Source organism: Mucilaginibacter mali (assembly GCF_013283875.1).
GTDB lineage: Bacteria > Bacteroidota > Bacteroidia > Sphingobacteriales > Sphingobacteriaceae > Mucilaginibacter > Mucilaginibacter mali.
Genome location: NZ_CP054139.1, coordinates 2,264,188 through 2,277,412, shown reverse-complemented (window position 1 = coordinate 2,277,412; position 13,225 = coordinate 2,264,188). Strand labels below are relative to the sequence as shown.

The window sequence follows — 13,225 nt, the reverse complement described above, 5'->3', positions numbered from 1 at the left end:
TTTATTTTTTATTGTTTTCGATAAGGTTGATAATATCCTGCAGTTCGTTGGCGCTGATCTTCTTTTCTTTAGCGAAGAAGGTAACCAACTCTTTGTACGAATTTTGGAAGTAATCGCTCACAAAACCGTTCATGAAACGTTTTTTATAATCGGCTTCTACAATGGTTGGTTTGTAGCGATAGGTATTGCCATGTTTTTCGCTGGCTACAAAATTCTTGCGTTCCAGGTTTTTCACAGTTGATGCAAGGGTGGTGTAGGGGGGAGCCGGCTCGTTCATCACATCTAAAAAATCTTTGATGATACCACCGCCTGTTTGCCAGATGGCCTGCATTGCTTCTTCTTCCTGTATTGTTAATTTTTCCATTGTCTGTTTTGATTGCAATGTAAACCTACGAAAGTTTCGTAATAAACAAAACTATTTAACAAATTTTAACAGATCAATTTTATGTAGGCTTATACGCCTATTTATACGACAATATCAGTAGACTATGCACAAGTTTCTCTTCAATTATCTAAAAAAAGTGTTACCAATTGCACTGAGATCATACAAAACGCTATCTTTAACAGTACCAAACCACAATTTCATTTGAAAACAATATCCAGGCGAGACTTTTTAGGTAAGAGCGCGATGCTTGCAGGCGGCGCGTACCCGGCTATGATGGCCCTGGGCATGCTTCGTGCCGCACCCGCGCACGCTTTTAACCTTGAAGGCAGGGTAGCAGGCAAGCATATCATTATATTGGGTGGTGGTTTAGCCGGTATGACCAGCGCTTATGAGTTGGCCAAACTGGGTTACACCTGTACCATATTAGAGGCCCGGCAGCGCGCCGGTGGCCGGTGCTGGAGTATCCGCAATGGCAGTACCAATACCGAAACAGATAAACCTATTGCCACCGCGCACTTTGATGATGGCCTTTATTTTAACGCCGGCCCGTCGCGGATACCACATCACCATCAACTAACCCTCCATTATTGTAAGGAACTGAACGTACCGATACAGGTTTATAATAACGTAAATGAGGGGGCATATTATTTTGCAGAGGGTAAAGGCCCGCTATCCAATAAAAAGGTCCGCGTACGTGAAGTACATAACGATATCCGCGGTTATATGACCGAGATGCTGGCCAAAACCATGGATCATGGCAATTTGGATGCAGCATTGACCAAAGAGGATGCCGAAAAGGTGATCGAATACCTGCGCGCTGAGGGCGGTCTTGACACCGATAAACTCTATAAAGCATCCGCCCGCCGTGGTTATAGTGAAGCACCAGGAGCCGGGGATAGGCCCGGCAAAATATCTGATCCGCATAAACTGGCGGATATTATCCACTCCGGCCTGATGGACCCCGATTTTTATAATGTGGCCGAATACACCTACGAGTTGCAGATGACCATGTTTCAGGCGGTTGGCGGGATGGATCAGATAGCGAAGGCATTGGAGAAAAAGGTTGCCCAAAGCCTGAAACTGGGTGCCGAGGTAACAAAGATCACCAATACAGCTAATGGCGTAACTATTGAATATAAGGACGCGCAAGGTATGCATAGCCTTAACGGCGATATGTGTATCTGCACATTGCCCTTGCCGGTGCTAAGTAATATCAATAACAATTTTTCGTCGGATGTGAGCCGGGCGATCGATTATATCGACTATATGAAGACCGGTAAGATCGGTCTGCAATTTAAACGCCGCTTTTGGGAAGAGGACGACCATATTTACGGCGGCATCACCCATACCAATAACGAGCTGACGCAGATCTTCTACCCATCTTACGATTACCTGGGTAAAAAGGGCATCCTGATCGGCTACTACAACTTTAACGATAAAGCTAAACGCACCGGCGAGTTAAGCTATGCCGACCGTGAAAAACTGGCGCTGGAAAAAGGCCGCCTGGTACACCCGCAGTATGATACTGAGTTTGAAAAATCGTTCTCGGTAAGCTGGCATAAAACTAAATACAATTTGGGCGGATGGGCCGAGTACACCACCGATGCCCGTAAAAACCAATACCCAGCGCTGCTAAAACCCGATGGGCGTGTCTACTTCGCGGGCGAACATTTAACCTACCTGAATGCCTGGATGGCGGGTGCCTTCGAATCCGCGAGGAGCGTTGTGGCGGCATTACATGCGCGCATAACCGAACAACGCATTAAATACCCGGCACAGGGTGCAAAGGGATAATCGATATTAACTGAACAAACAAAAAACTAAACACATGGCTACCTCACTCAATCGCAGAAACTGGATAAAAACCAGCGCTTTAATGGCCGGGGGACTGGCTGTTGCATCAGGAACTTTAGAAAAACTATCGGCAATGCCGCTTAAGCAATCTTTAGCAAGCCCTTTAAATAGCTGTCTTACCGACCGGGAGGCCATATTACAGGCGCCACCGGTAATGAAGGCGCGTCTTTCGGCTAACGAGAACCCGTTCGGGCCATCAGCTGCCGCAAAGAAGGCCATACAGGAAGCCATTGATACCAGCTATCAGTATCCTTTTGCCAATACGCGCACGCTGATGATGAAGATTGCCGAACACGAGGGCGTTACCCCGCAAAACATCCTGATGGATGCCGGTTCGACCCCGATACTGGCTGCGGCCGGTACATTTTATGGCATGGGTGGCAAGGAGATCATCTCGGGCGAGGTATCGTACGATGACCTGCCATCGCACGCCGAGCGGTTAGGCTCTAAATGGGTAAAGGTGCCCATGACATCCGATTATAAACTCGACCTGGATGCCATGGAAGCTAAAGTAAATGCCAATACAGGCCTGGTGTATATCTGTAACCCTAACAATCCTACAGCTACCGTAGTAGATACCCAAAAGCTAAAGGATTTTTGCGAACGCGTAAGTAAAAAGACCATGGTTTTTGTTGATGAAGCCTACATCGATTATATGCCCGACCCGAAAAGCGCTACCATGATAGATATGGTGAAGAAAGGCAGTAACATTATCGTGGCCCGCACTTTCTCTAAATTGTATGGCTTTGCTGGTTTGCGTTGTGGCTATATCATCGCGCAGCCACAAACAGCGCGTACGCTAAGCGGTTACGCTACCGGCGTAATGAGCCTTAACGCGCTTACTATAGCTGCCGCGATAGCCGCTTACCAGGAGACCGATTTTTTGCAGGATGCCTTGAAGAAGACCCTGGCTTCTAAAGAGTATCTGTATTCTGTATTGAAGAAGGAGGGTTACGATTATATTCCTTCATCGGCCAACTTTGTGCTTTTCCCTGTTAAAATGGAGGCCCAGCGCTTTGTACAGGAGCTGAACAACCGGGGCGTAAGCGTGCGCCCATGGAAAATGAATGGCAAAGATTACTGCCGTGTAAGCATTGGCCGCATGGACGAGATGGAGGCCTTTGCTGAAGCGTTTAAACAAATATCATAATCAAGCTTAATACCACCGGGACAAATATCTATTTCTAAACAAACCATCGGCGTGTAAACGCCGGTGGTTTTTACTCAAAAACCTATGCGTAAATTATTATCTACATTACTGTTAGCTTCGGCTGTTACTTTATCGCAGGCACAAACCAAGGCGCCAAATCCCCGTCCGCTTACTATGGACGAATACAATAAGGCCCAAACCTTCGCCATTGCCGATTTGGATAAGGATACCTATGTAAAGTTTGAAAACACTTATGTGCTCGACCGGTACGAAGCCCGCAAACCATACTTCATTACGGGTACCGACGGGTTAAAAAAGCGTATCGACCTATATAAACTAATTGCCAAGGATGGTATGCAGGAAATTGGCATGATGGTATTTTACACCAACGAGAAAGGTAAGCTATACAAAGCCGTAGTGCCTGATTTTACCGCCGATGCCAAAGTTTGGGATAAGTACTTTAACGATATCGACAACATCAACAAAGAGGAAGCCAACTTTATCCTGAAACTATCTTACGTACTTTCAAAAGAAATGGCCTTTCAGCAATATAAGGTACTTAACGGCGGCAAGGACATGAAGGAGGAAAACGCCACCTACGGCAACGATATCTGCTTCCCCGGCGATGAGGAAGTAACCATGGCCAACGGCAGTAAGAAATTATTGAATAATATTAAGCCCGGGGATGAGGTGATCTCTATCGACCCAACTACCAAAGCGGCCAGTGTGGTGAAAGTGAAAGAACTGACTACCCACGATGCCAAAAACTATGCATTAACCCGCCTGGTATTGGTATCGGTTATTACGAAAGACACAAAAGAAGGTCAGCTGGTTAACCTGAACAGTAAAGTTTTACAAGCTACACCCAACCACCCGATGATGACCAAAGACGGCAATATTAAAATTGGCCAGATTGCAGAGGGACAAGAAGTGCTTTGCCTTAATGAGCAGACCGGAAAGTATGAGGCATTCACTGTGCTGCAGAAAAGCGAAAAGGGCGGAGGTGTACAAAAAGTATATAACATTGTAGCCGACGGTGGCAGCACCCTGCTGATGAATGGTGTGATGGTGATGCAGAAGTAATTAACGGCCCTAATAAAACAAAGAGCCCGTCCTGATTTTAAGGATGGGCTCTTTGTTTTATTATAATATCGTTTACTTCAGGCTTGTGCGAACCTTCTTAACATCAGCAGACTTTATAGCTGCAGCTTTATTTCCGAAGCTATTGCGAACATAAGTTAATACATCGGCTATTTCCTGGTCGGTAAGTGTAGCTTGTGGGGGCATTACATTGGTGTAGGTATCGCCGTTTATTTCCACGTTCTCGTTAAAGCCCTTCAGTACAATTTTAATGATCTTATTCTTATCGCCCAGTACATAGCTGGTTTTTATAAGCGGTGGGTTCATGTTGGGTACGCCGCCGCCATCGGCCTGGTGGCAGGTGAGGCAGTAGAGGGTATAAACTTTTTTGCCTGCGGCCACCGATGCGCTCAATCCACCCGCAGGCGCTTTCGCGGCAGGTTTATGTGCCTGGGCATAAGTACTGGCAAACGAAAAACTAATCAACAGTGTTAGGATGCAATAAAATTTCTTCATTATTTTTTATAAGATATACGATATACAGTTCCTTTTACGTCGTCGGTTACATAAAGCGAACCATCTGCACCCTGGGCCAGGCCGCAAGGTTTATGATCGGGGCGACCGGCGGCAGTTTTTTCAGGACTACCCGAAAAATTATCGGCAAATATTTCCCAATCGCCTGATGGCTTGCCGTTTTTAAATGGCTGGAAAACTACGAAGGTACCTGCCTGCGGTTCCGGTGCGCGGTTCCACGAGCCATGGAACGCGATGAAAGCACCGTTCTTGTATCGTTCAGGAAATTGATTGCCGGTATAGAACAGCAAGCCGTTAGGGGCAAGGTGTCCAGGAAATGCTACTGCCGGATCGATAATAGACTTATCGCCTTCCTTTTTCTTGTCGCCGCCATATTCAGGCGCTAAGATTTTTTTGTGCTGTATCTGGTCGTAGTAGATATATGGCCAGCCGGCATTGTCGCCCTTTTTCAACGCGTACATACATTCGGCGGGCAGTTCTGCCGATTCTTTGGTGGTATACATGTCCGGGAAGATATCGTGTAACTGGTCGCGTCCATGTTGCATTACAAATAACTGGTTCAGTTGCTGGTTCCAGTCGAGGCCCACTACGTTACGCAAACCAGTGGTATAGCGCACGCCATCTTTATAAGTTTGGTTCAGTTTATCAGCTCTGAACATCCAAATGCCACCTGCCGAATCTAATATCGGGCAGCCGGGGATCCCCATCGAGCCTTTGGCACGGTCTTCCTTTTGGCAGGAGTTTGAATAGGCACCGATGTTTACGTAAACATTGCCGTCGTTATCCAGCACAATAGATTTTGTTTCATGCTGACGGCCCATTTTCAAGTCCCGGATGATCCTTTCAGGTTCGTTCGGGTTGATCACTTCGTAATTAGCGTTCAGTTTATAACGAAAAACTTCGGTATTAGATGACGCATACAAGTAGCCATTTTTAAGGTAGATACCAGTGCCACCATAATTTGCAAAGCCCGATACCTTGGTAGCCTTACCGTCAGCGCCTTGTTTATATACTAAAATAGCTTTGCCTTCCTTATCAGGACGGGCCAGTTTAAGGTAAATGATACCATTGGGCGCTACAACAATATGCCTGGTGCGCGCACCGGTTTCGGCAGTAATATTTGCGCTGAAGCCCGCAGGCAGTTTAAGGCCGGTGTTATCTTGCTTACTATCAACGGCTTTGTAAAATGCCGTTCGGAAACTGGGGCCAACTATTAAGATAGCGGCAGTGATTAACATCGGTAAAAACGATGCTAACAGGGTTTTCTTTTTCATGGTAGATCTTTACTAAGGTCGCGTTACAATAATACGTTAAACGGTTGAAATTGTGTTGTATAAATTACACTTACTTATTTGTGTATAATATATTTTACAATACGGTTATTTGCTACAGCTTTGGCGGTTAGTAGTATACGGTAAATATCCTGCTGATGCCAGCTTGACTTTAAACCCTGGTCTTCAGGCGTAACCAGGTCGATCTTTTCCTTCTTTACATCCCATACGGTAGCGTCATACTCAAGTGTTAATTTTTGACCGTTCGGTAAGCCGAATATCAATTTACCCGCCTGGCTGATATCGGTAGGGCATACCGTCATAAAACTTTGGTTTAATGTTTTTACTGGTGCGGATGCTTTGTAGTTATCTGTGATCTCGATCCTGCCCGATTTATTAACAGTTACATCACGCTGCCAGCTATTAATTGCGGCCGTGGCGGGGTAAGCATCCTTAATGTCCATCGTCAGTTTGGCTACCGATTTATCAAGGTCGTATTTTACATTGCTTGCAGCGAATTTAACACCGGCACTTTGCGCGTTTCCATTAATTACCGGCAGGTTATGAAAAGGAGAGGTGTTAAACCACAATTCATATCGCTCCTTACCAAAGGTGCGCGCCGTATAAGTACCCGACCCCACATCAATAATAACCGGGTAGCCATCAGCATAAATCATAAAATCGCCGACATCATTGTGGTTATGGCTCTCGCCATTATTACCCGCATGCGATGCTACAAACAGGCCATTGTTAGTACGTGATACCATCAACTGCACATCGCTGAACCAGGCATCAGGCACATCGGTGTATTTATTATCACTGCCTGACAGCGTATTTAGTGCGAACATATTATATAAGGTTCGTGTACGATGAAATTGCTCGATAGCCACAGCCTTATGTTGGAGATTGCTGAAGGCCCAACTACCGAATGCGGTCATCTTCGGATCGTTAACGGCCTTGCCGAAGCGATAGATCATCACACCATCGGCCGAAATTTCGGGGTGAGCATCGGCCACGTTGATAAAGTATTTGCCGGCAATGTGCGTTTTATAAATATAAGCCGCCATTTTTTGGATAAAGGGATCGGCATAAATACTCAGTTTATTATTGCTTACATCAGCCAGTTGGTTCAATACATCAAACACAGCGCCTCCCGCCGCAAACCAGTAGCTGGGCCCTTCATCGCAACCGGCGTCGTCGCCAAGCCCGTTGATGTACTGATCGGTAATTTTCATGGCTATTCCAATAGCCTGCGCGCGCTTAGTTTCATCCTTTTCAAGCAGCAGGTTGGCAGTAATATAATTGCTCATGATCCAGGGCGCCCAGTTATTTAGCTTAGCGTCTGGCTTTCCGGCGCCCATCCAGCCATACTTAGCGGTAAGCATAGGGGTGAGGAGCCTGCGGTTCACTTCGTAATAAATGCGCGGGCGGATCAGTTTTGAAACCTTTTCCAGCTTTGGGCCAACAAAATAATCTGCCCAGGCTAAAGTGGCTGCGGTTTCGGCCGAGAATAGTTCGACTATCGGCTCCTGCGCGTCGGGCAAGCCTGAACCTGCCTTTTGCGCGCTCAGATGGGCCGTGGCCCCCCAAAATGTTTCCTCGCATATCGACCATATACCATCGGCAATATGATCGGTGAAGCGGCCCTTATCTTCAACAGCCTCGGCCATTATCATGTCAAATAACTGGTTGCGCTTAGCAAAAGAGAGCGCCTCGTAATGGCTGCGGTTGCCGGTGCGCACATATTCAAGCGTTACGGTGGCAGGGATATCGTTAAAAGGTTTCTTCAAAGCTGCTTCACCGTTGTTAATGATCTTTTTGATCAGTGTATCGGGCAGTTGCCTGCGCCATTCGGCGGCTGTTTTGGGGAATGGCTGCCATGTACTTTGCGGGATGAGCCATTGCCCAACTTGCTGCATACTGAATTTTTGCAGCAGGTTACGCTGGGTTACCTGCGCCTTTAAGCTAAATGCAACGCAAAACAGCCATAAAGCTGTAAGCAATAGCCTGGTTTTTATTTTCATTGGTTATAAAAGATGTAGTGGCAATAAATATCATAAAAAAAATTTAATTCTGCCCGGATGGCATTTGTCGATATTTTATCAGCTTAAAAATTGAAAATATTCATATTTGTAGAATTTTATATCTTAAAAATAACTTAAAACAAAGTATAGTTTTATGAAATTTAAATGAAACGGAATTTGTTGCGATAATTATTAAACCATGGGTGGTGATATCCGTCTATTATACTAAAGAAACAAAAACTTAAAAAAATGAAAAAGCTCATCATAATCTCAGCAATGGTTTTAGGTGGTTTAGGTGTAAAGACCGCTGATGCTCAAATAGGTATCCGTATTAATTTAAACCTGGGCAGCCACCCGGTTTATACTCCCGCTCCCGAGCCGGTAGTTGTTAACGAACCTGTATACGATGACTATTATTATTACCCCGAAGTAGAAGCTTATTACAGCGTTGCCGAACATTGCTACTACTACCAGGATGGCGACCGCTGGATAGCCGCGGCTTACCTGCCAGGCATGTACCACAACTTTGACTGGAGGACTGCCCGCCGGTTTGAGATACGCACAAACCGTCCGTTTATGCACCACGATGTTTACCGTGGCCGGTTTGGCGGATATGTTAACCGTGCAGACTTTTACGCAAGGGCATATCCCGGCAGAGACCGTTACGACCGTGATCCGTACCGTGGCCGCGAACAATACGGCAACCGTGGCTGGAACCAGTCAAACCGTAACGACTACGACAGGCGCGATGACCGCGACCGTGGCGGCCGCGACAACAACTATAATCAGCCTCAACCCGACAGGAACCAGGGCGGTTACGGTCAAGGCCAAAACAATGGTGGCTACAACCAACAAAACCCCGGCCGCAATCAAGGTGGCTATGGTCAGCCAGGCCAAAACCAGGGCGGTAACCAACAACCCTCACGAGGTGAACAGGGTGCTGGCCGTGGAAACGGTGGCAACAATGGTCAGCCAACTAACCATGGCCAGGACAGGGGCGGTAACAACGGTGTTGAACAGCACTATGCCGCTAACAAAATGGGCATGATACAGGACAGCCGTGAGTTTGCCGCAAGACCAGTACGTCCGTAATTAATATTACCAACTCAACATATATTATAAAAGCCGCCCCCGGATTCGGGGCGGCTTTTTTGTGTATCGTCCTGTAGACTCACCCCGACCACGCTTCGCTGGTCGGCCCTCTCTTCGCTGCGCAAAAAGAGGGCAGGAGTTGTCGTGTTCATGTAACGATGGGTTTCAAATCCATCGCTACCGATAATTATATCCTCTTTGCGAAGCAGAGAGGGGGGGGCGAGCGAAGCAACGACCGGGTGAGTCTACTCAATACGCACTCGCCTCATCCAACACCCTAACCCCCTCCTCACTCAAATTCAGCTCAGTGGCATCAATCAGGTCCTTTAACTGGCCGATACTCGTCGCGCTGACAATAGGGGCAGTGATGGACGGGCGCGACATTAACCAGGCCAAAGCCACGCTGGCTTGTGATGTTTGGTATTGGTCGGCTATTTTATCTAAACTGTCCAATATCCTCAGGCCGCGGTCGTTTAGGTATTTGGTCATGCCGCCGCCGCGTTTGCTTTTGTTAAAATCTGCTTCAGAGCGGTATTTGCCTGTCAGAAACCCGCTGGCCAGCGAGTAGAATGGCACAACGCCTAAGCCACGTTCAAGGCAAAGCGGTTCAAGGTTCGTTTCATAATCCTGTCGTGCGTATAGGTTATATTCAGGTTGCAGGGTTTGATAAGATGCGAGGTTTTTTTCGGCACTTACCTGTAAAGCTTGAGCTAAACGGTTTGTTTTGTAGTTCGACGCGCCGATCACTCTAACCTTTCCCTCTTTTATCAATTGGCTGTATGCCTCAAGTGTTTCCTCGAAAGGTGTGTTCAGGTCGTCATCGTGCGATTGGTACAGGTCGATATAATCAGTTTGCAAGCGTTTTAAGGAATCTTCGATCGCTTGTTTGATATACCCGGCTGCAAGCCCCTTTTTGCCATCGCCCATATCCTTGCCAACCTTAGTGGCCAATACAATTTTATCACGCTTGCCCGATCGCTTAAACCAGTTACCAATAATGGTTTCCGATTCGCCACCCTTATTTCCCTGCACCCAGCGCGAGTATACATCGGCGGTATCTACAAAGTTAAGGCCGGCGTCGGTAAAGGCATCCAGCAGTTTAAAGGAGGTGGCTTCGTCTATCGTCCAGCCAAATACATTGCCGCCAAACATTAGCGGACTAACAGCTATCCCGGTTTTTCCTAATTCGCGTTTTTCCATGCAATAAATATAAGGCTATCGGTCTACACCTGAAACCTGTTCGGCCAGTTCATTCACCCAGCCAGAAAAATAGGGGTCGCTTCCACCCACGCGGTGCCACCCGCCGGTAGCATCCTGCGCTATGATCAGGTGCAGGGTTTCATCGGTTGATAAAAATTCGTAGGCGCTCTTATAGCCGTCATGGCCAATAACCCTGGCAAGGCCCTCAATAGGCCCGTCAGATCCGGTAAGGGTTACATCAATTGGTGCTTTCATAGTTTATTTATATTCAGTTGTAACAGCGCAAATAGGATTGTGTTTAGGCCGGTTTGTAATGGCAATGTTAATTACGCTGATATTGTTAGTATTTATTAAGCCTGTGTTGGGATAATGTTAAAACCATACTATTGCAAGCGTGTTCATTTACAATAAGTTAAAACAGGAGTAGGATTATGAAATACTTCCAGGTGGCCCAGGGAGTGTGGGGCATGAAATTATTTTACGTAAATGTATATATGATCGCCAATCGCAGGGATTTTGCAAAGGGCTGGGTGTTGGTTGATGCAGGGCCGGCCGGTTCGGGCGATAAGATCATTAAAATGGCCGAAAATCTCTTTGGCAAGGGGACGCAACCCAACGCCATTATACTGACACACGGCCATGCCGATCATTCAGGTTCGGTACCTGAATTATTAAAACACTGGGATGTACCGGTTTATGCGCATGAATTTGAAATACCGTATTTGACTGGCCAGTCGGCGTATCCGCCTGCTGATCCAAGCGTAGGACATGGGTTGATGAGCTTGCTTTCCGTATTTTTCAGCCGCTCGCCGGTTGATTTAAGCGGTCATATTAAACCGGTAAATATGGCCGGCGGCCTTGATGAACTGCCTGAATGGAGGGTGGTTTTTACCCCGGGACATTCGCCGGGGCATATTTCGTTGTTTTTTCCACTTAATACCACCCTTATAGCGGGCGATGCTGTAGCTACCACCCATGCAGAGTCGGCCATTGGCTTATTGGGCGATGTGAAGAAATTATCAGGCCCGCCAATGTATATGACACCCGATTGGGCGTCGGCAGAGCAATCAGTCGGCATATTGGCGCAATTAGAACCACGTATTATAGCTGCCGGCCATGGCCCGGTATTGCGCGGCAGGGAAGCGACCGAAGCACTAAAACAATTGAGCGCCAATTTTAACGCAATAGCAGTGCCTTCAAGTGGCCGATACGTTGATAAACCCGCGGTGGCCGACGAAACAGGCACTAAGTACATCCCCCCATTTACGGTAAGCACAAAGTTTAAGGCAGCAACTATATTGCTGGGCATGTTGGCAGGTTTTATGATAACTAAACAAATCAGGGCTTAAGGTGTTAGTGTAAACTAAAATCATGGCCGATGGATCTGTTTTTCATTATTGCTTTACTGGTTATTACAAGCGCGGCCTACTCGTACATTAATGCCCGGTTTATCAGGTTGCCGGGTACTATCGGCATTATCTCGCTTGCTATCGGGGTGTCTATCGTTGTTCTTATTATCGATAGCCTTAACCCTGCCGCGGCAAAATACCTTACCGTGCTGGCAAAAAATATCGATTTCTCGCGCACGGTTTTAAACATTATGCTGGGTTTCCTGTTGTTTGCCGGATCCTTTAACCTTAATGTTAAAAAGCTAAAACGGGAAATGCGCCCGGTTTTACTGCTCAGCACTTTAGGCGTGGTGATATCTACCGTCATCTTCGGGGCGCTGTTTTATTTTATCGCGCCTATATTTCATATCTACGTACCACTGGTTTACTGCCTTTTGTTTGGCGCGCTGGTATCACCCACAGACCCGGTGGCGGTTGGGGCTATCATAAAAAATTCACGCTTACCGGCCCACTTGGAAACCATTATTTCCGGTGAATCCCTGTTTAATGATGGGGTGGGCCTGGTGCTTTTTATAACGCTGCTGGAGATTACCGAATCGGGCATTAATGATATTGATTTTGGCAATGCCGTGGTACTTTTTGTACGCGAGGTATTTGGCGGTATAGCGCTGGGGCTTTTATTCGGCTTTCTGGCGTTTAGGTTGATGCGATCGATAAAAGATTTTCAGACGATAGTTCTCGTATCCTTATCCCTGGTAATGAGTATTTCGCTGGTAGCCACTTATTTCCATTTGTCTATCCCGCTGGCAGTCGTTTCGGCAGGCTTGTTTGCCGGGAACCGGTCTATTAATTTAGATGATCAGGAGCATTCGCACCAGGCGCTGGAGCGCTTCTGGCAATTGGTTGATGAGTTGCTAAACACCATTTTGTTTGTGATGATAGGTTTGCAAATGGTGAATTTTCCATTCCTGAACAATTATTGGATGACCGGCAGCCTGGCTATTTTGCTGATACTGGCCGCGCGTTGGGCAAGCATTGCCTTACCGCTCATCTTTTTAAAACGGTCGCTCAATGTAAATCACAGCAATGTGAAGATCCTGACCTGGGCCGGCCTGCGGGGCGGGATATCTATAGCCTTAGCGCTATCCTTACCCCATACCAAATACCGCGAACTAATACTGGCCGGCAGTTATTTCGTAGTGATATTTTCTATTATTGTACAGGGTTTAACACTAAACCGTGTAATTAATTCGATTTACAAGGCCGATCATGCTGACGCGAAATAA

At 46.7% G+C, this 13,225-nt stretch carries 12 protein-coding genes; 6 read left to right on the top strand and 6 right to left on the bottom strand.

Annotation, left to right across the window (positions count from 1 at the left end):
• Position 1: 1 nt before the first annotated feature.
• Entirely contained in the window at positions 2-364 is a 363-nt protein-coding gene (locus HQ865_RS09590) for a BlaI/MecI/CopY family transcriptional regulator (protein ID WP_173414687.1), read from the bottom strand.
• A gap of 222 nt (positions 365-586) precedes the next feature.
• Here HQ865_RS09590 and HQ865_RS09585 point away from each other — a divergent pair, with 222 nt between their 5' ends.
• From HQ865_RS09585 to HQ865_RS09575, 3 genes are all read left to right on the top strand, one after another.
• Complete coding sequence (locus HQ865_RS09585; protein WP_202020464.1) at positions 587-2,179, top strand: flavin monoamine oxidase family protein; 1,593 nt, start codon at positions 587-589, stop codon at positions 2,177-2,179.
• Positions 2,180-2,213: 34 nt separating this feature from the next.
• Positions 2,214-3,389, top strand: a complete 1,176-nt coding sequence (locus tag HQ865_RS09580) for a pyridoxal phosphate-dependent aminotransferase (protein WP_173414686.1) — start codon at positions 2,214-2,216, stop codon at positions 3,387-3,389.
• A gap of 84 nt (positions 3,390-3,473) precedes the next feature.
• The gene (locus HQ865_RS09575) at positions 3,474-4,472 is read left to right on the top strand and encodes a Hint domain-containing protein (protein ID WP_173414685.1); all 999 of its coding nucleotides are present in this window, start codon (positions 3,474-3,476) and stop codon (positions 4,470-4,472) included.
• Between the two features lie 72 nt (positions 4,473-4,544).
• Here the strand turns inward: HQ865_RS09575 and HQ865_RS09570 are convergent, their stop codons facing one another.
• From HQ865_RS09570 to HQ865_RS09560, 3 genes are all read right to left on the bottom strand, one after another.
• Complete coding sequence (locus HQ865_RS09570) at positions 4,545-4,985, bottom strand: c-type cytochrome (protein WP_173414684.1); 441 nt, start codon at positions 4,983-4,985, stop codon at positions 4,545-4,547.
• On the bottom strand, positions 4,985-6,277 hold the full coding sequence (locus tag HQ865_RS09565) for a PQQ-dependent sugar dehydrogenase (RefSeq protein WP_173414683.1): 1,293 nt from the start codon (positions 6,275-6,277) through the stop codon (positions 4,985-4,987). The genes HQ865_RS09570 and HQ865_RS09565 overlap by 1 nt, the downstream gene beginning before the upstream one ends.
• 74 nt (positions 6,278-6,351) lie before the next feature.
• On the bottom strand, positions 6,352-8,298 hold the full coding sequence (locus tag HQ865_RS09560) for a heparinase II/III domain-containing protein (RefSeq protein WP_173414682.1): 1,947 nt from the start codon (positions 8,296-8,298) through the stop codon (positions 6,352-6,354).
• Positions 8,299-8,547: 249 nt separating this feature from the next.
• On the opposite strand from HQ865_RS09560, the gene HQ865_RS09555 reads away from it, so the two are divergent.
• Complete coding sequence (locus HQ865_RS09555) at positions 8,548-9,390, top strand: hypothetical protein (protein ID WP_173414681.1); 843 nt, start codon at positions 8,548-8,550, stop codon at positions 9,388-9,390.
• Between the two features lie 249 nt (positions 9,391-9,639).
• Here HQ865_RS09555 and HQ865_RS09550 read toward each other — a convergent pair whose 3' ends face one another.
• Both HQ865_RS09550 and HQ865_RS09545 read right to left on the bottom strand, forming a co-directional pair.
• Positions 9,640-10,590: an aldo/keto reductase gene (locus HQ865_RS09550; protein ID WP_173414680.1), complete on the bottom strand. Its 951-nt coding sequence runs from the start codon at positions 10,588-10,590 to the stop codon at positions 9,640-9,642.
• Between the two features lie 15 nt (positions 10,591-10,605).
• Positions 10,606-10,845, bottom strand: a complete 240-nt coding sequence (locus HQ865_RS09545) for a hypothetical protein (RefSeq protein WP_173414679.1) — start codon at positions 10,843-10,845, stop codon at positions 10,606-10,608.
• Positions 10,846-11,021: 176 nt separating this feature from the next.
• On the opposite strand from HQ865_RS09545, the gene HQ865_RS09540 reads away from it, so the two are divergent.
• Positions 11,022-11,939 (top strand): MBL fold metallo-hydrolase, encoded by a 918-nt coding sequence (locus HQ865_RS09540; protein ID WP_173414678.1) that lies wholly within the window; start codon positions 11,022-11,024, stop codon positions 11,937-11,939.
• 29 nt (positions 11,940-11,968) lie between these two features.
• Positions 11,969-13,225 (top strand): cation:proton antiporter, encoded by a 1,257-nt coding sequence (locus tag HQ865_RS09535; protein ID WP_173414677.1) that lies wholly within the window; start codon positions 11,969-11,971, stop codon positions 13,223-13,225.

Excerpts from the sequence above, each read along its gene's own strand:
- HQ865_RS09560 (WP_173414682.1), bottom strand. The coding sequence starts at position 8,298 with ATGAAAATAAAAACCAGGCTATTGCTTACAGCTTTATGGCTGTTTTGC.
- HQ865_RS09535 (WP_173414677.1), top strand. The coding sequence starts at position 11,969 with ATGGATCTGTTTTTCATTATTGCTTTACTGGTTATTACAAGCGCGGCC.
- HQ865_RS09565 (WP_173414683.1), bottom strand. The coding sequence starts at position 6,277 with ATGAAAAAGAAAACCCTGTTAGCATCGTTTTTACCGATGTTAATCACT.
- HQ865_RS09575 (WP_173414685.1), top strand. The coding sequence starts at position 3,474 with ATGCGTAAATTATTATCTACATTACTGTTAGCTTCGGCTGTTACTTTA.
- HQ865_RS09555 (WP_173414681.1), top strand. The coding sequence starts at position 8,548 with ATGAAAAAGCTCATCATAATCTCAGCAATGGTTTTAGGTGGTTTAGGT.
- HQ865_RS09550 (WP_173414680.1), bottom strand. The coding sequence starts at position 10,590 with ATGGAAAAACGCGAATTAGGAAAAACCGGGATAGCTGTTAGTCCGCTA.
- HQ865_RS09545 (WP_173414679.1), bottom strand. The coding sequence starts at position 10,845 with ATGAAAGCACCAATTGATGTAACCCTTACCGGATCTGACGGGCCTATT.
- HQ865_RS09540 (WP_173414678.1), top strand. The coding sequence starts at position 11,022 with ATGAAATACTTCCAGGTGGCCCAGGGAGTGTGGGGCATGAAATTATTT.
- HQ865_RS09570 (WP_173414684.1), bottom strand. The coding sequence starts at position 4,985 with ATGAAGAAATTTTATTGCATCCTAACACTGTTGATTAGTTTTTCGTTT.
- HQ865_RS09590 (WP_173414687.1), bottom strand. The coding sequence starts at position 364 with ATGGAAAAATTAACAATACAGGAAGAAGAAGCAATGCAGGCCATCTGG.
- HQ865_RS09580 (WP_173414686.1), top strand. The coding sequence starts at position 2,214 with ATGGCTACCTCACTCAATCGCAGAAACTGGATAAAAACCAGCGCTTTA.